Here is a 20,574-nt window from a genome sequence, read left to right on the forward strand (position 1 = left end):
CACCATGGGTCCGAGCACGTGGCCGGGTCAGCGCGGCGCCGCCGCCGCGGGTGCGGCGGGCCTGGCCGCACCGCCGGACGGCAGCGGTACCTGCGGCACTCCGGGGGTTCCGACGGCGCCGGCCAGCCAGGGGAGTGTCTTGGCCAGGACCTCTTCGGCGAACGGCCAATCGTGTTTGCCCGGCAGGGCGGTGATGGCGCACGAGATGCCGTGGTTGCGGCCCAGGTCGCAGAGGGTGTGCGCGGCTTCGGTCTGGTCGCCCGGATTGCCCCCGGCGTCCTGCCCGCCGAGGCCGACCGCGTCCGGATTGGCCTGGTGCGAACCGCGCTTGACCGGGGCGTCCGAGGAGATCACGAACCAGCCGGACACCCCCTGATACCTACCGTGCTTGTCGATCACGGTGGCCGGATCAAAGGCGGACCAGGCCGCGGCATCCCCGCCGTAGAGCCTGGCGACGGTCTGATCCTTGGTGCCGGCGTTGGGCCCGGTGTCGCCGGCGATGTCGACGAAGCTGCTGAACAGCTCGGGATGCATCACGGTCAGGTCCACCGCACACGTTCCGCCCATCGACCAGCCGACGACACCCCAGCCGGTGTCGCGAACGCCGAAGGTGCTGGTAAGGAAGGGGGGCACATCCTTGGTGAGGTGATCGGCGACGTTGCCGCGCGGCCCGTTGACGCATTCGGTGTCGTTGTTGAAGGAGCCGCCGACGTCGACGAAGACGAAGACCGGGGTGTTGCCGCCGTGGCCGGCGGCGAAATCGTCGATGGTGGCGATCGCGTTGCCGCTGCGCGCCCAGTCGGCAGGGGTGTTGAACTCCCCGGCGATCATCATGACCACCGGAAGCTCGGGTGCCGATGCGGCGAACCAGGCCGGCGGCAGGTACACCAGTTCGTCGCGGTGTTTGAAGCCGGATTCGTCCGCGGGAATCGTGACCGACACCAGCTCTCCGCGGGACGGGACGTCACCTCGTTGGCGTTGGTCGAGAGCTGTGGCCAGATCGGTCTCCCCGGGGAGGGGCCCGGCGGTCACCTCGTTCCACAGGGCCGTGACGGTGGGGAAGTAGCCGACCCAGAGGTTGACGGCCACGCCCACACTCAGCAGGCACATCGGGACCGCGGCCACCGAGGCGGTCCGCCTGCGCCAATGGCTGCCGCGCCAGCCCAGTGCCAGCACGGCCGCCGCCAATCCGGTCAACCCGATCCATATCCACAGCTCGGCCGGTGCGGGATCGCCCGCGAGCCCCTGCGAATCGACGAACCAGCGGGCCCACGCCGCCAGACCCAGTCCGACCGCGATCGCACACGGCAGCCAGATCAGGCGCCAGCGCCGGGTGCGCCAGCCGACCGCCGCGATCAACGCCACGGCCGCTATCACCTGCAACGTCGGGGGCAACCAACCGTGCAGCAGGGACACGCCTCGGTACGCCGCAGGCACCTGATCCGCCGCCGTCAACATCGTTGTCACGTCGCCATATTCGTGAATGGCTCTGTGAGCGGGCTGTGTCTCCGATTTCCCCGAGCTAGGAGACGCGGTGTCGCGGCTAGTCGGTGTCGGCCGACACCACCGACGTGACGCGGTGGATGGCGAACTCGCGCACCCGCCCGGCAGCCGGATCGAACGCGGTCAACTGACCGCCGCGCACGTTGATGGGGGAGACCACCCGCTGAGTGGCCACCCCCGCGGGGTCGACGTAGCCGATCACGACGGACGTCTGGTTGATCGCGGCGTCCTGCAGCTGGGTGATGGCCATGGCAGGGTCGAGGCGCACGCTGGCGAACGGCCCCGACGCCACCTTGCGCAATACCGCGACGATCGCGCCGAGGGTCTGGGCGGTCGGCGCGGTGGGCGGGCGATAGACCCGGCGCCGGGTCGGCGCGACGACGCGCGCGCCGCGGGCCCTGATGTCGACGACGGTGCCGGTGGAGTCCTCGGCCGCCGGTGCGAACCCGGCTTCGCGCAGCACCGTGAGCACGTCGGCGATCGGTGCCTGAGACACCGCCACGGTAGGGGCCAGCAGGCGCAGCTCGAGGCGGTCGGCGCCCGGTGAGGCGACCGCCTGGGCCAGCAGCGCGGGATCTTCACACCGCAGGAACGATGTGGCCATCCCGACGCGCAGCTGGCCGTGGCGGCGTGCCACGTCGTCGATGAGATACGTCAACCCTTGCGGCACTGGGGTTTTCGAGTGCTTCTCGAACAGGGAGTGCAACTCGCTTGCGGTCCGGCCCGCATCGAGTGCGCGGCGGATGGACGGTTCGCTGATCCGGTAGACCATCGCCGCACCCGCCGATTCGACGGTGGCCACCTCGGCCAGGTGCTCGGCCAGATCGCGCTCCAGCGGGCCGGGCACGATCACCGTGAGGTCGGCCTGCAGCAGGAAGTGGTCGAGTGGTTTGGGCAGCGCCTTGGCCATCGCGGCCAGCACGTCCTCGTCGGGGTCGCCGGCCAGCAGGCCGCGGGCGGGCGTGCTGATCGCACCGCGGCCCACCATGCCCAGCGAATGAGCCTCGGCGAGCAGCCCGCTGACCGTGTCCGGCTGTAGACGCATCGCCCAGCGCGGACGGCGCCAGACCATCGCCCGGGACAACTCGGCGCCGTCGACTCCGGCGCCCGGAGCCAGTTCGGCCAGCACGCTGAGCATCAGCCTGCGGTCCAGCGGAGCCGCGGTCGAGTACAGCGAATCCGACAGGGCGGCAAAGGGTTTGTTGTCCGGGCCACGGCTGCCGATCAACGCGGGCCGGGCCGGCAGGTCCAGCCACGTCGCGGCCAGCAGGTGCCAGCGCACGGCGGTGGGGGATTCGATGAACCGGTCGGCGGCCACGGTCGGCGCCCAGTATGGGCCGGTCCCGTCACCCGGATCCGGATCGGGCATCCCCGCCGCGATCAGCCCCGCCCCCGCCGCGAGTTCCAGGAGAAGGCCGAGTCGCGGTTCGTCGATGCCGGTGGTCTTGGCCAGCCGCTTCACGTCGCGCACCCCGAGCCCGCCGTTGCGTAGCTCGGGAACCGGTGCGCTGCCGAGGGTTTCGATGATCAGATCGATCTCACGCAACAGGTCGATGGCGGCACCGGCGGCCACCGCGTCGGCGTCGGCAGGCGTCGTCGACGCCGTCTGGAGCACCGGCGTGGTCAACTCCACCGGGCCGGGCGCCTCGCCGCGCATCACCTGGCCGACGACGCGGGGCAGGATCACCGTCTCGGCGTCGATCCGGCGCAACAACCCGGCCTCCACGAGGCGCGGCACCGGCCGGTCGGCGGGGGTGTCGGGCGCAGCGTCGCGGGTGCGGCCCATCGGTGAGCCCTCCAGCAGCCGGGCCAGCAGTTCGCTCTGGGCCTCGTCGAGCCCCCCGAGCAGGTCGGCGATCTCGTCGGCGCTGCGATCCGAGGTCTCCACGGCGGCCTGACCGACGAACCAGGGCAGGCCCGACGCCACCTCGGGCGCGACCCGGACGGCGGCCTCGCCCCAGACCAGGGCCCGCTCGCGCAGATCTTCCAGCGCGGTGGTCACGTCGCCGGAGCCGACGCGCTCACCCAGCAGTTCGCTCACCTCGGACACCGGGACCGGGTGGGTATCGGCGTGCAGGACCAGCAACGCGTCCAGGACGGCCAGCCGCAGGAAGTCCAGGGAATCGGTGGCAGCCTTGACCGACTGACGTGAGGTTGCGCGCGCGGCAAGCGCGGCGATCGTTCCCGGTGGCGGCTGGCTCAGGTCGGGCCGCAGCTCCAGCAGGCGGATGAGGCCCTTGTCGTCGAGGTCGGACAGCCAGGCCCCCAGCGGGAATCCGGGAGTCTGTGCGGCGGTCATATCCTGACCAGCGTAAAGCAGCCCGCGCTGGACCTCCCTCCGGTCGCTGCGCTCCTGCCCGCCGAGCCATCCCGATCCTGCCCGCCGGTCTCGCCTCCGGCGCAGGCGCCTGCCACAATATGGAGCGTGGCTGACAACAAGAAGAACCATTACGTCGACAACGGCTGGCCCGTGCTTTCCGACGGCGATGATCACGCCGTGAGTGAGCTCGCCACCGACCGCACCGGCGCACTGTCGCCGTTCGGCGATCTGACCTTTCCTTTGCCGGCCGAAGAGCTGCCCTTCATCCAGTCGGCCACCGTCGTCAACAGGTAACAGTGGGACTGTCGCACCTCGACGAGTCCGGCGCGGCACACATGGTCGACGTCTCGGCCAAGGACGTCACCAAACGCACCGCGATGGCCGTGGGCACCCTGCACACCCGGCCGGATGTGGTGGCCCTCATCGCCTCGGGCGGCCTGCCCAAGGGTGATGCCCTGGCCACCGCGCGGGTGGCCGGGATCATGGCCGCCAAGCGGACCCCCGATCTGATCCCGCTGTGCCATCAGTTGGCTCTGACCGGCGTCGACGTGGACTTCGACGCCCGCGAGGCAGCGGTGGCCATCACCGCCACCGTGCGCAGCACCGACCGCACCGGGGTCGAGATGGAAGCCCTGACCGCGGTGAGCGTCGCCGCGCTGACGCTGTACGACATGATCAAGGCCGTCGACCCCGCCGCACGCATCGACGACATCAAAGTGGTGCGCAAAGAAGGCGGTAAAACGGGATTGTGGGAAAGAACTACTCAGTGACGCGTTCGGCGCGGGTCATCATCGCCTCCACCCGTGCCGCGGCAGGGGTGTACGACGACCGGACGGGCCCCCTCATCGTCGGCTGGCTCTCCGATCGTGGCTACGACGTCACCGAGCAGGTGGTGGTCGCCGACGGGCACGCCGTCGGTGACGCATTGCGCGCCGCCCTGGCCGAGCGCGTCGACCTGATCATCACCTCCGGCGGAACCGGCATCTCGCCCACCGATGCGACGCCGGAATCCACCATGTCGGTGCTCGACTATCAGATACCGGGACTGGCCGATGCCATCCGGCGTGCCGGCGTACACAAGGTGCCCACCGCGGTGCTGTCCCGTGGCGTCTGCGGCGTCGCCGGGCGCACCCTGATCGTCAACCTGCCCGGATCGCCGGGCGGGGTCAAAGACGGGCTGGGCGTGCTGGCCGGCGTGCTGGAGCATGCCTTGGACCAGCTGGGCGGAAAGGACCACCGATGAGCGCTTGCGCGAAGAGGAAAAGGGCCCGCAGGTGAGCGCATCCGTCATACGGGTCGAACTGACCGAGACACCGATCTCGCTGACCGAATACGAGGCCCTGGTGGCCCACGAGGCAGCCGGAGCGGTGGTCGGATTCTGCGGGGTGGTGCGCGACCACGATGGCGGCCGTTCGGTCACCCGGCTCGACTACTCCGCACACCCCGATGCCCTTCGAACCTTGCAAGAGGTGGCCGCCGAGGTGGCCGCGCAATCCACCGGGGTACGTGCGATCGCGGTCAGCCACCGCATCGGAACCCTGAATATAGGAGACGCCGCCCTGGTGGCCGCTGTGGCAGCGGACCATCGCGGGGCGGCGTTCGAAACCTGTGCCCGTCTCGTCGATACCGTCAAAGAACGGCTACCGGTGTGGAAGCACCAGTACTTCTCCGACGGCACCGACGAATGGGTCGGCTCGGCCTGAAACTCAGCCGTTGATGACGACGTTGCCGTCGAGGCCCTGATTGTCGATGGCCTGCTGGATCTGATCGACGTAGCTGACCGGCTGCACGGGGGCAGGCGCGGCTTCGGGAGCCGGGGCCTCAGGGGCGGGCGCGGGAGCCTCGGGTGCCGGAGCGGGCACCTGCAGTGCGGCGTCGGCGATCGGGGCGGCTTCAGGAGCCGGCGCCAGTGCGGCGTCCATCGGGGCTGCCTCGGGTGCCGGGGCCGGAGCCTCGGGGGCAGGCGGCAGCGGGGCGTCCATCGGGGCTGCCTCGGGAGCCGGGGCCGGAGCCTCGGGCGGCGGCGGCAGTTCACCGTTGACCGCGGGCGCATCCAGCGGGGCAGGAGCGGGCTCGGCGACCACGTTGCGCGGGGTGGAGCCCGACAGGCCGCGGCCGCAGACCGGCCAAGCGCCCTTGCCCTGGCCTGCCAGCACGCGTTCGGCGACGGCGATCTGTTGTTCCTTGGTGGCCATGTAGGCCGACGGGGCGTACTCGCCACCGCCGTTGGAACGCCACGTGCTCGGCGAGAACTGCAGCCCGCCGTGGTAGCCGTTGCCGGTGTTGATCGCCCAGTTGCCGCCGGACTCGCAACGAGCCACGGTGTCCCACTCGCCGTCGGTGGCGGCCATCGCCTGTCCGGCCAGTGCGAGGCCGCTACCACCGAGCACAGCGCCGGTGAAGGCGATCTTGGCGACATTCTTTGCTGAAGACGCAGAAGCAGGCTTGCGATGCCGTCCGCTCATAAGCGTGAAGGTCCTCTCGTATGCGCCCACGAGGTCAGCTGTCGGGTTCGGGCTGGAGAGGTAGCCCGGCCGGCGTCGTCGAAACGGCGACGGCTTCACCCCAAGGAGCCGCAAGCGGCTCCTGGTCCTGAAATAAATCGGTGGACCGGTTGGGTCCCCCGCCTCCATCCTTGTTGTTCGTCGTGACCCTCGCCCGATGGATGGAGCTCGGCGCGTCGGTATGAGGGTGGGTCAACTGATTAGGGTCGGTTGACTTGGGAATGAACGGTAACGGCTCCCCGCAATCCCGTCACCTTTAGCGGCCTCGGGCGTTTTGCCCCTCGGCAAACTCTAAAAGTTGTTTAAAGGCGCAGGTTATTTTTGCGTTGTCGCTGGTGGGCGCGACGCTCCACCTCGCTGTAGCCAGCTCGTGACCATTTCGTTATGTGATGCAAATCACGTTAGCCGCCGGCGAATGGCGGTAACACATCAATGGTTTGAGACGTTGACAGCGGCTTGTCCATATCGCGGACGGCCATGCCGTCCGACAGGTATGAGCAGCGCTTAAGCACGCGCGCGAGCTCCGCGTCGCGACCGCTGAGATGCTCGACGAGCGTCGCGATCGTCGAATCCTCCGCCAAACCTAACGTTTCCGTATCAACTCCGGCCGCGGCCGCGGCAGCGGCGAAATAGCGGACCGTCACGGCCACGGGGTGCTCCGTCATCTAGCCGCCGATCGCGCTCATCGGCCGCACGGGCTGCACGAAATCCGGGTCGTTGATCCCGTGTCCCGCGGGCTTTGCCCACATCGCCGTCCGCCAGACCGTTTCGATGGCGGCGTCGTCGGCGCCGCCGCGCAGCAGCGCGCGCAGGTCGCTTTCCTCGGTGGAGAACAGGCAGCTGCGAATCTGGCCGTCGGCGGTGAGCCGCGTGCGGTCACAGTCCGAACAGAACGCGTGCGACACGGACGCGATCACTCCGACAGTGCCCGCGGGGTGATCAGCGCTCGCCGCGACCTGCCAGAGCTCGGCAGGCGCCGAGCCGCGCGGCTTCGGATCGGGCTGCAGGTCGAAGTGGCGGCGCAAGGTGCCGAGAATGGCCTCGGAGTCGATCACGGTGCCGCGCTGCCAGGTGTGCCCGGCGTCCAGCGGCATCTGCTCGATGATCCGGAGCTGGTATCCGTGATCCAGGCAGTAGCCCAACAGGTTCACCACGTCGTCGAGACCCGAGACCGGGTCGAGCACCGCGTTGACCTTGACCGGCTGCAGTCCGGCGGCCTTGGCGGCCGCCAGTCCGTCGAGCACGTCGGCGAGTCGGTCCCGGCGGGTGATCCGGGCGAAGTGGGTGGCGTCGACGCTGTCCAGCGACACGTTGATCCGGTTCAGCCGGCCTGCTTGAGGCCTGCGGCGCGCCGGGCCAGCCCGATGCCGTTTGTCGTCAGGGTGATCTCCGGCCGCGGGCGCAGCGCCGCGGCGGCGGCCACCACATCCTCGAGGTGGCGTGTCACCAAGGGCTCGCCACCGGTGAACCGCACGCTGGTGATGCCCAGCCGGGTGACTGCGATGCGCAACAGCCGGCTCAGTTCGGCGGTGCTGAGCAGTGCCTCTCCGGGCAACCAGTCCAGCCCCTCGGCGGGCATGCAGTAGGTACATCGCAGATTGCACTTGTCGGTCAGCGAGACCCGGAGGTCGGTGGCGACGCGGCCGTAGGTGTCGACCAGCGGGCCACTCGTCGGAGCCGGATCGAGAGACGCACCGATGGCCGGTCCGTCGGATCGATGCACCGTGGGCAACCCGAGTGGGGTGAGGGTCATACCGCGGCCTTCAGCGAGTCGACCGGGACGATCTCCTTGCCCAGCGGCACCAGCGAGACCGGGATCAGTTTGAGATCCGCCAGCGCCAGCGGGATTCCGATGATGGTGACCGCCATGGCCACCGCACTCACCAGATGGCCCAATGCCAGCCACCAGCCGAACAGGACGATCCAGATGATGTTGCCGACCAGGGCGCCGGGCCTGGTGCCGGGCTTGTCCACGATGGTTCGGCCGAACGGCCACAGGGCGTAGGAGGCGATGCGCAGCGAGGCGAACCCGAACGGGATGGTGATGATCAGGACGAAACAGATCAGCGCGGCCAGCAGATATCCCAGCGCCAGCCACAGGCCGCCGAAGACCAACCAGATGATGTTCAGTATCACTCGCATTACCGGCGCATCTCTCTTCCAGAGGTGCTTCCAAGCCTACCGAGTAATAGGGGTGAAGCACCCAGCCAGGGCCGAGTAAGATCGCTCCATCGCGTCCCGGCGCTGACGGGACGCGAGCTTTATGTGTGTAGGTAGTTCTGACAAGACGAGCGGGTGAGTAGCAGTGCCGACCGGCAAGGTGAAGTGGTACGACGCCGAAAAGGGCTTCGGCTTTGTGTCCCAGGAGGACGGTGAGGACGTCTATGTGCGGTCCTCGGCGTTGCCCGCGGGTGTCGAAGGCCTCAAGGCCGGTCAACGCGTCGAGTTCGGCGTGGCTGCCGGTCGTCGTGGCCCGCAGGCGTTGAGCCTCAAGCTGATCGACCCGCCGCCGAGCCTGAGCCGGACCCGGCGCGAGGCCGAGCGTCCCGAGCACAAGCACACTCCCGATGAGCTGCACGGCATGGTTTCGGACATGATCACGCTGCTCGAGGACATCGTGCAGCCCGAGCTGCGCAAGGGGCGCTACCCCGACCGCAAGGTCGCGCGCCGGGTGTCCGAGGTGGTCAAGGCTGTCGCGCAGGAGCTCGACGCCTGATCCTCAGGTTCGCCGGGTGTTGCTCGGCGCACTGTGCGGCCAATATGTAGGTATGGCCCAGGGCACCTACGTCGCCGACAAGTCCACTTCCGGCGAGTTCAACCGCGACACCAACTACATCACCACCAGGATCACGCGCGATGGCCGTGACGGCTATCTTGCCGAGCCGGGCCGGTACCGGCTGATCGTCGCGCGTGCCTGTCCCTGGGCGAACCGCGCAATCATCGTGCGACGCCTGCTTGGCCTGGAAAGTGCTCTGTCCATTGGTTTTTGCGGCCCGACGCACGATGCTCGCAGCTGGACGTTCGACCTCGACCCCGGCGGGCTCGACCCGGTGCTCAAGATCCCGCGGTTGCAGGACGCGTACTTCAAGCGCGACCCCGACTATCCGAAGGGCATCACCGTGCCCGCGATCGTCGAGGTTGCCACGGGTGCGGTGGTGACCAACGACTTCGCCCAGATGACGCTGGACTTCTCCACCGAGTGGACGGCGTACCACCGCGAGGGGGCCCCACAGCTGTATCCCGAGCCGTTGCGCGAGGAGATCGACACGGTGGCCAAGCGGATCTACACCGAGGTCAACAACGGCGTGTACCGCTGCGGGTTCGCAGGCTCACAACAGGCCTACGACGCCGCCTACGACCGGTTGTTCACGGCGCTGGACTGGCTGACCGACCGGTTGCGCAGTCAGCGTTATGTGGTGGGCGACACCATCACCGAGGCCGACGTGCGCCTGTTCACCACGCTGGCCCGGTTCGATCCGGTCTATCACGGCCATTTCAAGTGCAACCGGGCCAAGCTCGCCGAGATGGACGTGCTGTGGGCGTACGCGCGGGATCTGTTCCAGACGCCGGGCTTCGGTGACACCGTCGACTTCGTCCAGATCAAGCAGCACTACTACATCGTGCATTCGGACATCAATCCGACGCAGATCGTGCCCAAGGGCCCGGACCTGGCCAACTGGCACACGCCACACGGCCGGGAATCCTTGGGCGGCAGGCCTTTCGGCGACGGCACTCCGCCCGGGCCGACGCCTGAGGGGGAGCGGGTACCGGCCGGGCACTCAGCGGGTTAGCGCGCGTCCGCCGGCTCGCGGTCCGGCCAGACCGTGCTGACCGACCACTCGGCGTGGGGCAGGGCGAACTCCTCGCCGTTCTGGTCCTGCACCAGGGTCAGCATCTGGACCGCCAGCCCGGTGAGCCGGCCCCGGTTGGGATCGACCGTGGGGATCGTGACGGCCAGCGTCGTCTTGGGTGCGAAATACGTGACGGTCGTGTCGATCGGGTTCTCGTACACCCGCAGCAGGCGCCACGGTGCCCGGGCGACCGAACTGGGCACCGAGAGCTGGACCGGGCTTTCCTTGGTGACCCGCAGCTCGCCCGCATCGCGCGGTTCCTTGCAGTCGTCGAGATCGAGTACCTCGCAGTACTGGAACGGCCCGACCCGAACCGCATGCCCGTGCGAGTACGCACTGATCTCCGGCAGCTGGTCGCCGTGCGAACTGTGCAGCCGCCAGACCCCCACGGCGGTGCCGGCGATCGCCAGCACGACCACGGCCGCAAGGATCGCCAGGACGCGCTTCATCGGGACTCCCACTGTGCTGTTGTCGGTGCTGTCTGCGGACGGCTGCCGCCTTCTCGTGCGGCGTGGACCGGGCGGTTACCGCCCAGGCCGGGAATCAGCGATTCGCCGCGATAGCTCACGATGGTCTGCGCCAGGCCCAGTATCAGCACGGCGGTGATCGTAGTGAACCCGACTGTGAGGTCTGTATAGATCAGCACCCCGGTGGCGCCGCCGGCCACCCAGGCCAGCTGCAGCGCCGATTCCGACCGGCCGAACGCCGAGGCCCGCGAGGCCTCGGGCAGATCGTCCTGAAGGGATGCGTCCAGTGAGGCCTTCGCGATGGCACTGGCGCCGGAGGTGACCAGTGTCGCCCCGGCAGCCACCAGCAGGTTGCCGGTGAGTGCGGTGGCCAGCGCGACGGCGGTGACCGCGGCAGCGGCCCGCACCACCAGCTGAGCGGGATGGCCGAGCTTGAGCCGGGCCGCGGCGATGTTGCCGCCGAAGTTGCCGATACCGGCCGCGGCCCCGATCAGGCCGAGGATCAGCAGCTGTTCCCAGCCGCTGGCATCGTGCGATTTGGCCACGAACGCGGGGTAGAGGAACAGGAATCCGACCATCACCTTGATGGTGCAGTTGCCCCACAGCGCGGTGATGGTGTTGCGGCCCAACGGCTGACGCTCGGCCTTGGGCTTGCCGGGGTGCCTGCGCATCTCGCCCGGGCCGCCGGATTGGCCGTGATAGCTCAGCGTGGTGGGCACCTCGCCCTCGGTGACCTCGACCCACTTGGGGATCCGCATGGACAGCACCGCACCGGCGACGCTGACCGCGACGACCACGTACAGCGCCCCGGGCAGTTGCGCCACGTTGAACAGGTATTCGGCGCCCGCGGCGATGCCGCCGCCGACCACGGTGCCGCCGAGCAGGCCGAAGGTGGTCAACCGGGAGTTCACCCGGACCAGGTCGATCGACGGGGGCAGCACGCGCGGGGTGACCGCGCTGCGCAGCACCGAGAAGGATTTGGACAGCACCATCATGCCCAGCGCGCACGGGTAGAGCACCCAGGACGGATAGCTTCCGGTGGCGCCGTCGTAGTTGGCGATCAGCACCACGATCAGCACCGTGCGCAACGCGAACGAGGCGGCCAGCGCCATCCGGCGGCCGTGCTGCAGGCGGTCCAGTGCGGGCCCGATCAGCGGGGCGATCACCGCGAACGGGGCGATGGTGATCAGCAGGTAGAGCGCGACCTTGCCCTTCGACTCGCCGCTGGCGGCGGCGAAGAACAACGTGTTGGCCAGCGCGACGGCCATCGCCGCGTCGACGGCGAAGTTCGCGACCACCGGCCAGGTCAGTGCGGTGAGCCCGGACTTGTCGGCGCCGTCCGCGGTGGCGGCGCGGTGCACGAAACCGTACATCCGCGAGCCCATTTCGCGACTGCGCGCCGCCGCCGCCCGGGTGACGGTGACCTTCTCGCCGGCCGCCGATCCGACCCCGCGCGACGGCGGCGGGTCGTCGGGGGCGGAGTACGCGGCGGTGTGTTGCTCATCGAGCGGCGGCAACCAGCGGTTGGAGCTGGGCACTGATTGCCTCGGTGGCCGGCGCGGCGTCTCGTCGCTGGGGTAATTGGCCATTCCGGGATGTTCCGCGCCGTGATCGGCCGGCGGCCGCGGCGGGTAGTAGGTCACCCCCTGATTCTCTCTTATCGGGCGCGCAGGCGGCCGACAGCCGACCGGTGTGGCCCGAGGTTGCCCCGATCAGGCACTATGGAGGCAATGGAAAGCGTGACCGAATCTGCTGAGCAGACTCCCGACTCCGGCTCGACGGCCGCCCCCGAAGCGCCGTCGCAGGAGCAGGAGGCGTTGCTTGTTGGTGCCGCCGAGCAAGCCCGTGCGGCGTTGATCGAGTTCAGCGGTGAGGGCACCGTGGGCGAATACCTCGGCGTGAGCGTCGAGGATGCCGCCTCGGCCACGCACCGATTCCTGGCCGATCTGCCTGGTTACCGCGGCTGGCAGTGGGCCGTCGTGGTGGCGGCCTATCCGGGCGCCGATCACGCGACGATCAGCGAGTTGGTCCTGATTCCTGGGCCGACGGCGCTGCTGGCGCCGCAGTGGGTGCCGTGGCAGGAGCGGGTCCGTCCCGGTGATCTCGGACCCGGCGACCTGCTGGCGCCTCCGCCGAATGATCCGCGTCTGGTCCCGGGCTACGTGGCCACCGGGGACCCGCTGATCGACGACGTCCCTCTCGACCTCGAGCTCGGCCTCGGCCGGCGTCAGGTGCTCAGTGAGTGGGGTCGCGGGCAGGCAGCGCAGCGTTGGCACGACGGCGATTACGGGCCGGGTTCGGCGATGGCTCGCTCGACGCGCCGGGTGTGCCGCGACTGCGGGTTCTACCTACCGCTCGGCGGTGCACTGGGATTGATGTTCGGTGTGTGCGCCAACGATCTGTCGGCCGACGGGCATGTGGTGGAGGCCGAGTACGGCTGCGGGGCCCATTCGGACACCCCGCAACCGCCCGGCACCGGCTCGCCGATGTATGAGCCGTACGACGACGGTGTGCTCGACGTGGTCGAGTGAGTCGTCCCTAGTTCTCGGCGGCGGCCTTGATCCGCGCCAGCGAGGCGTTCATCCCGTCGACGAGTTCGTCCTCGAAGCTCGGGACTCCGCCGAACAGTGCGCCGACCAGAGCGTTGGACACGGCTGTCGTGCCGTTCTCGGCGTGACGGGATTCGGTCACCCGGGTGCCGGTGGCGGTCGGTTCCAGCTCGTAGCTCCACACCGTGTTGTTGCCCTCCACCAGGAACGCGAGCCGCTTGTTGTCGACGACCTCGGTGATGCGTGACGTGGTGGGCCAGAACACGAACTTGCGCCGGTTGAGATTGAACGTGCGGGTTCCCGGGCGGAGCGGGCCGAGGGTCTTCATGAACCTGCACTGCGGGCTCCACTGCGGCATCCGGCTCAGGTCCGAGATGAGCCCCCACACTTTGTCGACCGGTGCGTCGATGTCGATGGTGGCTTGCAGAAGTGGTGCGGCCATGGTGTCTCCTCAGGTCAATCCGCTTTGCGCACCGCGAGATCCACGGCGCACCGCGCGGCGCTGGATCAGAAAGATAATCGTGCCCAGAACGCCGATCGCCAGCCCGGCGATTGTGAACGGCCGCCAGTGTTGCAGACCGCCGACGGTGAAGGCCACGACGGTCGCGATCAGCCAGCCCGCGGCGATCACGACGATCACGGGCCACGGCTCCAGCAACGCGGCGGGCAGGGCCGGCGGCTGCGGCGCCGACGTGTCGTTGGTGTCCTCGGTCATCGGTGACCAACGTATCCGATGCGATGAGGATTCATTGGTCTTGGTTTTAGCCCTTTACCGTCCCAGCCTCAGTATTATTTCCAATGTGAAGGATCCGGATGCGCGGCTCGCGAATGACCTGGCTCTGGCGGTTGTCCGTCTCGCGCGTCAATTACGTACGCGGCGTGCGCAATCCCCGGTTTCGCTGACGCAGTTCTCGGCGCTGGCCACCTTGGTCAAGGAGGGTGCGATGACGCCGGGTGCCCTGGCGGTGCGTGAACGGGTGCGCCCTCCGTCGATGACCCGGGTGATCGCCTCACTGGCCGAGCTGGGTCTGGTGGCCCGCGCGGCCCATCCGGTGGACGGACGCCAGGTCGTGGTGTCTGCCTCGCCGGCCGGGATGACCCTGGTCGAGGCCGAGCGCCGGGCCAGCCAGGAGTGGCTCAAGTCCCAGCTCCTGCGGCTGGATCCCGATGAACGCCAGACTCTGCTCACCGCCACCGATCTGATGTCGGCCATGGTTCTCGAAGGCGCGTGAGTCTGCTGCAGGTTATCGACATAGCGGATCCGGCCGATTCCCGGTTGGACGACTTCCGTGATCTCAACAGCGTGGACCGCCGGCCCGATCTCCCCAGTGGCAAGGGTCTGGTGATCGCCGAAGGGGTGCTGGTGGCTCAGCGGATGCTGGCCTCCCGGTTCGTCCCGCGCGCGCTGCTCGGCACCGACCGGCGCCTCGCAGAGCTGGCCGCCGACCTCGGGGGTGTGGATGTGCCGTTCTACCGGACCAGCCCGGACGTGATGGCCGCCGCGGTCGGGTTCCACCTCAACCGTGGCGTGCTGGCCTCGGCTTCGCGGGCGCCCGAGTTGTCGGTGGCGCAGGTGATTTCCGGGGCCCGCACCGTGGCGGTGTTGGAAGGGGTCAACGACCACGAGAATCTCGGGTCGATTTTCCGCAACGCCGCCGGGCTGGCGGTCGATGCGGTGGTGTTCGGCGCGGGGTGTGCCGATCCGCTGTACCGGCGGGCGGTGCGGGTGTCGATGGGCCATGCCCTGCTGGTTCCGTTCGCGCGAGCCGAATCCTGGCCTGGTGATCTGGAACTATTGCGGGACAGCGGGTTCCGGCTCATGGCCATGACACCCGATCCGGCCGCCGCGACACTGTCGGAGGCGATGTCGCAGCTCGACGGCGACCGGGTGGCGGTTCTGGTCGGCGCCGAGGGCCCGGGCCTGACCGAGCACACGATGCGGGCTAGCGACGTGCGGGTGCGCATCCCGATGTCACGTGGCACCGATTCGCTCAATGTCGCCACGGCGGCGGCGCTCGCGTTCTACGAACGTGCCAGGCTCGGGAGCTGAGATCGCGTTAGATTGACTCCGTGACCGACGATTCCACGCCGTGGGGGACCGGATTGACGGTGGCCGCCTTCGTGGCCGCGGTGCTGGGTGCGGCGATCGTGGTGCTCGGGGTAGGCCTGCTGCGCGTCCACCCGCTGCTGGCGGTCGGGCTGAACATGGTGGCCGTCGGCGGACTGGCCCCCACCGTGTGGGGCTGGCGGCAGCGGCCGGTGTGGCGCTGGTTCGTCCTGGGTTCGGGCGTGGGAGTGGCGGGAGGCTGGCTGGCGCTGCTGGCGATCGGGTTGAGCCAGGGCTGACCCGGACCGCTCAGGCCACCAGCTCTGCCGCGGTGTAGTTGGCGTCGAGCAGCCCGGCGACGGCCTCGTCGCGGCGGAACTGCCTGCCGTGGATCGCGAACATCCTTTCGGCCGTGGTGGTTTCGGGCTGCCAGCCGGTTTCGGTCAGGTAGTCCGCGACGGCGTTGCGGTCGCCCGGGAAGATCAGCTCCGACAGGTCGTCCACCTCCAGGCCCTGCTCGCGCTGGTGGTCGGTCAGTGTCCGTATCCGGCTCTCGGCCAGCTCGGAGTGCCCGCTCATCCAGTCGGTGGCGATGCGGCTGCCCGGTGCGCTGAGCGCGGTGATGTTGTCGAACAGCCGGTCCTGGGCGTCGGGAGGCAGGTACCCGAGCAGTCCTTCGGCGATCCACGCGGTCGGCGCCTGCGGGTCGAAACCGCGGGCGCGCAGGGCGGCGGGCCAGTCCTGGCGTAGGTCGATGCCGATGGCGTGCAGTTCGGCGGCCGGCGCGGCGCCCAGATCGGCGAGTGCCCGGCCCTTGAACTCGATCACGGCCGGCTGGTCCAGTTCGAACACCGTCATGCCGGCCGGCCAGGGCAGCCGGTAGGCGCGGGCGTCCAGCCCCGAGGCCAGGATGACGGCCTGGCGAATGCCCGCCTCGACGGCGGTCAGGAAGAAGTCGTCGAAGTAGCGGGTCCGGATCGCCATGCCGTCGGCGATCACGTGCGGGTCGAGCGGCTCGGCGGCGCCGTCGGCGACCAGGTCGCCCTGGGCCATGCGCACGTAGTAGTCCACCCCGACGGCGTCGACCAGGGGCCGGGCGTACGGGTCGGAGATCAGCGGATCAGCGGCGCTGGAGGCCAGGGCCCGGGACGCGGCAACGCCGGTGGCGGTGGCGCCGACGCCGGTGGCCAGATCCCAGGTGTCGTTCTCGGTGCGTGGCATTACCCCTCCAGATATATAGCAAAGCTAGTTATTAGTCACTATAACTAACTTTGGGCCGAACGGGAGGGTCGCGTTCGCCACACTGCGGTCAGCTGTGTCTTGTGCACGGTTTTCGGCAGCTACCGCGGAAAACCGTGCACAAATCGCTCGAAGATCAGGGCTGAGTGCCGGAGGAGCGCACGCCCAGCAGGACGTCCTCCCAGGCCGGAACCGCGGGGCGGGCCTTGCGGCCGCGCTTGGGTGCCGGGGGAGCGGGCGCGGGAATCGGCTCGGCCGGTCGGCTGAACTGCTCGGGCACCGCCGCCGGCGTCTCCGCCACCTCGTGGGTCTCGTGGTTGTCGAACAGGTGCGGCACCGCGGCGACGGGGCGCAGCGGACGGCCGAAATCGGGGTTGATCAGCTGGCGGGCCGCATCGTCTGATGCGGAGACGGTGCCGCCGTGAGCTCCGGGGGTGTACCGGAAGTGCGCGACGTTGTCCGACCGGCCGGCCTTCCAGGCCAGCTGCACGGTCCACCGGCTGTCCTCGTTGCGCCAGGCGTCCCAGGCGATCGAATCGGGGTCGAGGCCTCGGGCCACCACGGCCTGCGTGACGGTTTCCAGCAGCGTCAGCACCGAGGGGCCGTCAGCCAGCACCGGATGCGCCGCGGTGGCCAGCTCGGCCGCGCGGGCGCGCTCCAGCAACACCGGATGGGCGAACCGCTCGACCCGCTCGACAGGCACCCCGGCTGCCTCGGCCAACTGCTCGACCGACGCCCCGGCGCGAATCCTTGCCTGAATCTCCTTGGGTCGCAGCACGTTCTGCACCTCTACATCGATGTCGGTCTGATTCGAGGCGACCTTGTCGCCGCGCATCGCAGCACGGAGCCGGTCATCGACACGCACGCTGAACATGTCCTTGGCGGAGTCGTCGGATTCACAGATGATGCGTCTGCCGTCTACGTTCAAACCAACGACTCTGAGTTCTCGCATACCGACCAAACCTCCTGGGCGAACCCTACTGCGTTATGGGCCCGTTACCGGGCTGACACGCTGGCGGGACAGGCCCGGAGATGAAGGCTCGCTCAGAGCTGTCCGACGACCCAGTCGACGCAGCTGGTCAGGGCGCTCACGTCATCGGGCTCCACCGCCGGGAACATACCGATCCGCAACTGGTTACGGCCCAGCTTCCGGTAGGGCTCGGTGTCCACGATCCCGTTGGCCCGCAGCACCTTGGCGACCGCGGCGGCATCCACCGAATCGCTGAAGTCGATGGTGCCGACGACCTGCGAGCGTAGCGCCGGGTCGGTGACGAACGGGGTGGCGAAGCTCGATGCCTCGGCCCACGAGTACAGCCGCTGCGAGGAATCCGCGGTGCGCTTGACGGCCCAGTCCAGCCCGCCGTTGCCGTTGAGCCAGTCGATCTGCTCGGCGAGCAGGATCAGCGTGGCGATGGCCGGGGTGTTGTAGGTCTGGTTCTTGAGGCTGTTCTCCACCGCGATGGGCAGCGACAGGAAGTCGGGCACCCAGCGATCCGATGCGCCGATCGCCTCGATCCGGGCCAGGGCCGCGGGGCTGACGATGGCCAGCCACAGGCCGCCGTCTCCGGCGAAGTTCTTCTGCGGCGCAAAGTAATACGCGTCGGTGTCGGCGATGTCGACGGGCAGGCCGCCGGCGGCCGAGGTGGCGTCGATCAGCACCAGCGCGTCGCCGGCCGGACGCTGGACCGCTACCGAGACGCCGGTCGAGGTCTCGTTGTGCGCCCAGGCGACGGCATCCACCGACGGGTCGGACTGCGGCTGCGGCGCGGTGCCCGGGTCGGTCTTGACGACGATCGGGTCGCCGATGAACGGGTTCTTGGCCACGCACGAGGCGAACTTGGCGCTGAACTCGCCGTAGGTCAGGTGAAGAGACTTCTTGTCGATCAGGCCGAAGGCTGCCGCGTCCCAGAATGCGGTCGAACCGCCGTTGCCCAGGATGACCTCGTAGCCGTCGGGAACCGAGAACAGTTCGCGCAGGCCGTCGCGGACGCGGCCCACCAGATTCTTGATCGGCGCCTGCCGATGGGACGTGCCGAACAGATCCCCGGCAGCGGCCAGCGCGGTCAGTTGCTCGGGACGGACCTTGGAGGGTCCACATCCGAAACGGCCGTCGCGGGGCTTGAGGTCGGCGGGGATGATCAGTTCAGCCATACCGACCAGCCTAAAGTCGGCCGCTACAGCGTCAAAATTCGGGCGCCGTCCGTGGTGACGGCCACAGTGTGCTCGCTGTGCGCGGAGCGGGCCCCGGTGGCGCTGCGCAGCGTCCAGCCGTCGGGGTCGTGGACGTAACCCGTGGTGCCGTCCGCGATCAGCATCGGCTCGATCGCGATCACCAGGCCGGGCTGCAGTGTCAGGCCTTCCCCGGGTTGTCCCGAGTTGGGGACGTGCGGTGCCTCGTGCATGGTGCGGCCGATGCCGTGCCCGCCGTGGTTGGCCAACAGGCCGTATCCCGCCTCGCGGGCCACCGACGCGATCGCGTGGCCGATGTCACCCAGCGTGTTGCCGGGCCGCACCGCGGCGATCCCGGCGGCCAGGGCCGCATCCGTGGCCTCGATCAGTGCGCTGTCGGCCGTCCGCGGCGTGCCGATCACGAAGCTGCGGGCGGCGTCGCCGCACCAGCCGTTGAGGATTGCCCCGAAATCCACCGACACCAGGTCGCCGTCGGCAAGGACGGTGTCGTCGGGGATGCCGTGGACCACCGCGTCGTTGACGCTCACGCACAGCACCGCCGGAAACGGGCTGGGCGCCCAGCGCGGCTGGTAGTCGAGGAACGGTGAGGCGGCGCCGTGTGAGGCCAGGATTTCGGCGGCGATCCGGTCCAGATCGGCGGCGGTGTGCCCGGCGGCGGCATTTTCGGCGATTGTTCGCAATGTTTCCGCAACTACTGCACCTGCTGCGGCCATCGCCTCTACCTGCTGCTTTGTCTTCAAATCGACCACGTGCGGTCACCAATCGGCAAACGATTCAAATCAGGCATGGACTTTTACTCGATACCTGCGGTACCGTTTGTACAACAAGTGGGTAGATGTAAACCTCAGACGATTATAGAGAGGTCTGCAACATGGCTCGGACCAAGATGGTCAGGCGCTGGCGCAAGAACATGGACGTCAGCGACGACATTCAGTACACCGACATGCTCGCGACACTGTCCGAGGGGTCGGTGCGTCGCAACTTCAATCCGTACAAGGACATCGAGTGGGACTCGCCTGAGTTCGCGGTGATCCCGAACGATCCGCGCTGGATCCTGCCGGCGACCGACCCGATGGGTGGTCACGCGTGGTACCAGGCGCAGCCGGTCGAGCGGCAGATCCAGATCGGCATGTGGCGCCAGGCCAACGTCGCCAAGGTCGGCCTGCACTTCGAGAACATCCTGATCCGTGGCCTGATGGAGTACTCGTTCTGGGTGCCCAACGGCTCCCCGGAGTACCGCTACTGCCTGCATGAATCCGTCGAGGAGTGCAACCACACCCTGATGTTCCAGGAGATGGTGAACCGGATCGGCATGGATGTGCCGGGCATGCCGCGGCTGCTCAAGTGGCTGCAGCCGCTCATCCCGCTGGCCGCAGGCCCCCTGCCCATCCCGTTCTTCTTCGGTGTGCTGGCCGGCGAGGAGCCCATCGACCACACCCAGAAGAACGTGCTGCGCGAGGGCAAGGCCCTGCACCCGATCATGGAACGGGTCATGGCGATCCACGTCGCCGAGGAAGCCCGGCACATCTCGTTCGCACACCAGTACCTGCACAAGCGGGTGCCGAACCTGCGTCGCCGCCAGCGCTGGATCCTGTCGCTGTTCGTGCCGCTGACCATGCGCATCCTGTGCTCGGCGATCATCGTGCCGCCGCGCGCGTTCTGGAAGGAATTCGACATCCCGCGCTCGGTGCGCAAGGAGTTGTTCTTCCGTTCGCCCGAGTCGCGCAAGATGCTGCGGGACATGTTCGGTGATGTCCGCATGCTCTGCCAGGACACCGGCCTGATGAACCCGATCGCAAAGCTCATCTGGCGGATCTGCAAGATCGACGGGCCGCCGAGCCGTTACCGTAGCGAGCCACAGCGCGAGCACCTGGTCTCGGTCGCCTAAAGCTCCTCCCGGAGGG

General features: G+C 68.7%; 23 protein-coding genes, 2 pseudogenes and 1 riboswitch. Of the genes and pseudogenes, 11 read left to right on the forward strand and 14 right to left on the reverse strand.

What is annotated here, in order from left to right:
• Window positions 1-27: 27 nt before the first annotated feature.
• Both ACNQVK_RS09785 and ACNQVK_RS09790 read right to left on the reverse strand, forming a co-directional pair.
• Window positions 28-1,458 (reverse strand): alpha/beta hydrolase, encoded by a 1,431-nt coding sequence (locus ACNQVK_RS09785; protein ID WP_418034076.1) that lies wholly within the window; start codon window positions 1,456-1,458, stop codon window positions 28-30.
• A gap of 85 nt (window positions 1,459-1,543) precedes the next feature.
• A complete protein-coding gene (locus ACNQVK_RS09790; RefSeq protein ID WP_418029361.1) occupies window positions 1,544-3,802 on the reverse strand; it encodes a helicase-associated domain-containing protein in 2,259 nt (752 codons plus the stop codon).
• A 117-nt stretch (window positions 3,803-3,919) separates the two neighbouring features.
• On the opposite strand from ACNQVK_RS09790, the gene ACNQVK_RS09795 reads away from it, so the two are divergent.
• The 4 genes from ACNQVK_RS09795 to ACNQVK_RS09810 are packed head-to-tail and all read left to right on the forward strand — an operon-like array spanning window position 3,920 to window position 5,526.
• A complete protein-coding gene (locus ACNQVK_RS09795; RefSeq protein WP_055117555.1) occupies window positions 3,920-4,117 on the forward strand; it encodes a hypothetical protein in 198 nt (65 codons plus the stop codon).
• 2 nt (window positions 4,118-4,119) lie between these two features.
• Window positions 4,120-4,593: a cyclic pyranopterin monophosphate synthase MoaC gene (gene moaC / locus ACNQVK_RS09800; RefSeq protein ID WP_418029362.1), complete on the forward strand. Its 474-nt coding sequence runs from the start codon at window positions 4,120-4,122 to the stop codon at window positions 4,591-4,593.
• Window positions 4,590-5,066: a MogA/MoaB family molybdenum cofactor biosynthesis protein gene (locus ACNQVK_RS09805; protein WP_164480922.1), complete on the forward strand. Its 477-nt coding sequence runs from the start codon at window positions 4,590-4,592 to the stop codon at window positions 5,064-5,066. The genes moaC and ACNQVK_RS09805 overlap by 4 nt, the downstream gene beginning before the upstream one ends.
• A 31-nt stretch (window positions 5,067-5,097) precedes the next feature.
• Window positions 5,098-5,526: a molybdenum cofactor biosynthesis protein MoaE gene (locus ACNQVK_RS09810; RefSeq protein WP_418029363.1), complete on the forward strand. Its 429-nt coding sequence runs from the start codon at window positions 5,098-5,100 to the stop codon at window positions 5,524-5,526.
• 75 nt (window positions 5,527-5,601) lie between these two features.
• Here the strand turns inward: ACNQVK_RS09810 and ACNQVK_RS09815 are convergent.
• From ACNQVK_RS09815 to ACNQVK_RS09830, 4 genes and pseudogenes are all read right to left on the reverse strand, one after another.
• A pseudogene (locus ACNQVK_RS09815) lies at window positions 5,602-6,288 on the reverse strand (transglycosylase family protein); the annotation flags it as partial.
• Between the two features lie 8 nt (window positions 6,289-6,296).
• Window positions 6,297-6,511, reverse strand: a riboswitch (cyclic di-AMP (ydaO/yuaA leader).
• A gap of 217 nt (window positions 6,512-6,728) precedes the next feature.
• Window positions 6,729-6,992, reverse strand: a complete 264-nt coding sequence (locus ACNQVK_RS09820; protein ID WP_418029364.1) for a MoaD/ThiS family protein — start codon at window positions 6,990-6,992, stop codon at window positions 6,729-6,731.
• Window positions 6,993-8,080: pseudogene (gene moaA / locus ACNQVK_RS09825) on the reverse strand (GTP 3',8-cyclase MoaA). It abuts the gene before it with no gap.
• Window positions 8,077-8,469: a YccF domain-containing protein gene (locus tag ACNQVK_RS09830; protein ID WP_044520326.1), complete on the reverse strand. Its 393-nt coding sequence runs from the start codon at window positions 8,467-8,469 to the stop codon at window positions 8,077-8,079. Before ACNQVK_RS09830 ends, moaA begins: the two are co-directional and overlap by 4 nt.
• A gap of 163 nt (window positions 8,470-8,632) precedes the next feature.
• On the opposite strand from ACNQVK_RS09830, the gene ACNQVK_RS09835 reads away from it, so the two are divergent.
• Both ACNQVK_RS09835 and ACNQVK_RS09840 read left to right on the forward strand, forming a co-directional pair.
• The gene (locus tag ACNQVK_RS09835) at window positions 8,633-9,043 is read left to right on the forward strand and encodes a cold-shock protein (RefSeq protein ID WP_044520322.1); all 411 of its coding nucleotides are present in this window, start codon (window positions 8,633-8,635) and stop codon (window positions 9,041-9,043) included.
• A gap of 52 nt (window positions 9,044-9,095) precedes the next feature.
• A complete protein-coding gene (locus tag ACNQVK_RS09840; RefSeq protein ID WP_418029365.1) occupies window positions 9,096-10,118 on the forward strand; it encodes a glutathione S-transferase family protein in 1,023 nt (340 codons plus the stop codon).
• Here the strand turns inward: ACNQVK_RS09840 and ACNQVK_RS09845 are convergent.
• Window positions 10,115-10,627: a DUF2771 domain-containing protein gene (locus ACNQVK_RS09845; RefSeq protein WP_418029366.1), complete on the reverse strand. Its 513-nt coding sequence runs from the start codon at window positions 10,625-10,627 to the stop codon at window positions 10,115-10,117. The genes ACNQVK_RS09840 and ACNQVK_RS09845 overlap by 4 nt on opposite strands.
• Window positions 10,624-12,234 (reverse strand): MFS transporter, encoded by a 1,611-nt coding sequence (locus ACNQVK_RS09850; protein WP_418034078.1) that lies wholly within the window; start codon window positions 12,232-12,234, stop codon window positions 10,624-10,626. Before ACNQVK_RS09850 ends, ACNQVK_RS09845 begins: the two co-directional genes overlap by 4 nt.
• A gap of 141 nt (window positions 12,235-12,375) precedes the next feature.
• Between ACNQVK_RS09850 and ACNQVK_RS09855 the strand changes: the two genes are divergently transcribed.
• Window positions 12,376-13,176 (forward strand): DUF3027 domain-containing protein, encoded by an 801-nt coding sequence (locus ACNQVK_RS09855; RefSeq protein WP_418029367.1) that lies wholly within the window; start codon window positions 12,376-12,378, stop codon window positions 13,174-13,176.
• 7 nt (window positions 13,177-13,183) lie between these two features.
• Here the strand turns inward: ACNQVK_RS09855 and ACNQVK_RS09860 are convergent, their stop codons facing one another.
• Window positions 13,184-13,636 (reverse strand): SRPBCC family protein, encoded by a 453-nt coding sequence (locus tag ACNQVK_RS09860; protein WP_211155857.1) that lies wholly within the window; start codon window positions 13,634-13,636, stop codon window positions 13,184-13,186.
• Between the two features lie 9 nt (window positions 13,637-13,645).
• Window positions 13,646-13,909 carry a DUF2530 domain-containing protein gene (locus ACNQVK_RS09865; RefSeq protein ID WP_418029368.1) on the reverse strand — a complete coding sequence of 88 codons (264 nt, stop codon included), beginning with the start codon at window positions 13,907-13,909 and terminating at the stop codon, window positions 13,646-13,648.
• An 85-nt stretch (window positions 13,910-13,994) separates the two neighbouring features.
• Here ACNQVK_RS09865 and ACNQVK_RS09870 point away from each other — a divergent pair, with 85 nt between their 5' ends.
• From ACNQVK_RS09870 to ACNQVK_RS09880, 3 genes are read left to right on the forward strand one after another with little or no spacing between them, the layout of a single operon-like run.
• Window positions 13,995-14,426 (forward strand): MarR family winged helix-turn-helix transcriptional regulator, encoded by a 432-nt coding sequence (locus tag ACNQVK_RS09870; RefSeq protein ID WP_418029369.1) that lies wholly within the window; start codon window positions 13,995-13,997, stop codon window positions 14,424-14,426.
• Window positions 14,423-15,244 (forward strand): TrmH family RNA methyltransferase, encoded by an 822-nt coding sequence (locus ACNQVK_RS09875; RefSeq protein WP_418029370.1) that lies wholly within the window; start codon window positions 14,423-14,425, stop codon window positions 15,242-15,244. Before ACNQVK_RS09870 ends, ACNQVK_RS09875 begins: the two co-directional genes overlap by 4 nt.
• A 20-nt stretch (window positions 15,245-15,264) precedes the next feature.
• Window positions 15,265-15,540 carry a DUF2537 domain-containing protein gene (locus ACNQVK_RS09880; protein WP_418029371.1) on the forward strand — a complete coding sequence of 92 codons (276 nt, stop codon included), beginning with the start codon at window positions 15,265-15,267 and terminating at the stop codon, window positions 15,538-15,540.
• 10 nt (window positions 15,541-15,550) lie between these two features.
• Here the strand turns inward: ACNQVK_RS09880 and ACNQVK_RS09885 are convergent, their stop codons facing one another.
• The 4 genes from ACNQVK_RS09885 to map form a co-directional block, all read right to left on the reverse strand.
• Window positions 15,551-16,462: a class I SAM-dependent methyltransferase gene (locus ACNQVK_RS09885; protein ID WP_418029372.1), complete on the reverse strand. Its 912-nt coding sequence runs from the start codon at window positions 16,460-16,462 to the stop codon at window positions 15,551-15,553.
• A 154-nt stretch (window positions 16,463-16,616) separates the two neighbouring features.
• Window positions 16,617-17,432 carry a septation protein SepH gene (gene sepH, locus ACNQVK_RS09890; RefSeq protein WP_276128039.1) on the reverse strand — a complete coding sequence of 272 codons (816 nt, stop codon included), beginning with the start codon at window positions 17,430-17,432 and terminating at the stop codon, window positions 16,617-16,619.
• 92 nt (window positions 17,433-17,524) lie between these two features.
• On the reverse strand, window positions 17,525-18,631 hold the full coding sequence (gene serC / locus ACNQVK_RS09895) for a phosphoserine transaminase (protein WP_418029373.1): 1,107 nt from the start codon (window positions 18,629-18,631) through the stop codon (window positions 17,525-17,527).
• 23 nt (window positions 18,632-18,654) lie between these two features.
• A complete protein-coding gene (gene map, locus ACNQVK_RS09900; protein ID WP_418029374.1) occupies window positions 18,655-19,419 on the reverse strand; it encodes a type I methionyl aminopeptidase in 765 nt (254 codons plus the stop codon).
• Between the two features lie 122 nt (window positions 19,420-19,541).
• On the opposite strand from map, the gene ACNQVK_RS09905 reads away from it, so the two are divergent.
• On the forward strand, window positions 19,542-20,558 hold the full coding sequence (locus ACNQVK_RS09905) for an AurF N-oxygenase family protein (RefSeq protein WP_276128042.1): 1,017 nt from the start codon (window positions 19,542-19,544) through the stop codon (window positions 20,556-20,558).
• Window positions 20,559-20,574 lie beyond the last annotated feature (16 nt).

The organism is Mycobacterium sp. 134 (genome assembly GCF_048282715.1).
GTDB classification, from domain to species: Bacteria; Actinomycetota; Actinomycetes; order Mycobacteriales; family Mycobacteriaceae; genus Mycobacterium; species Mycobacterium septicum.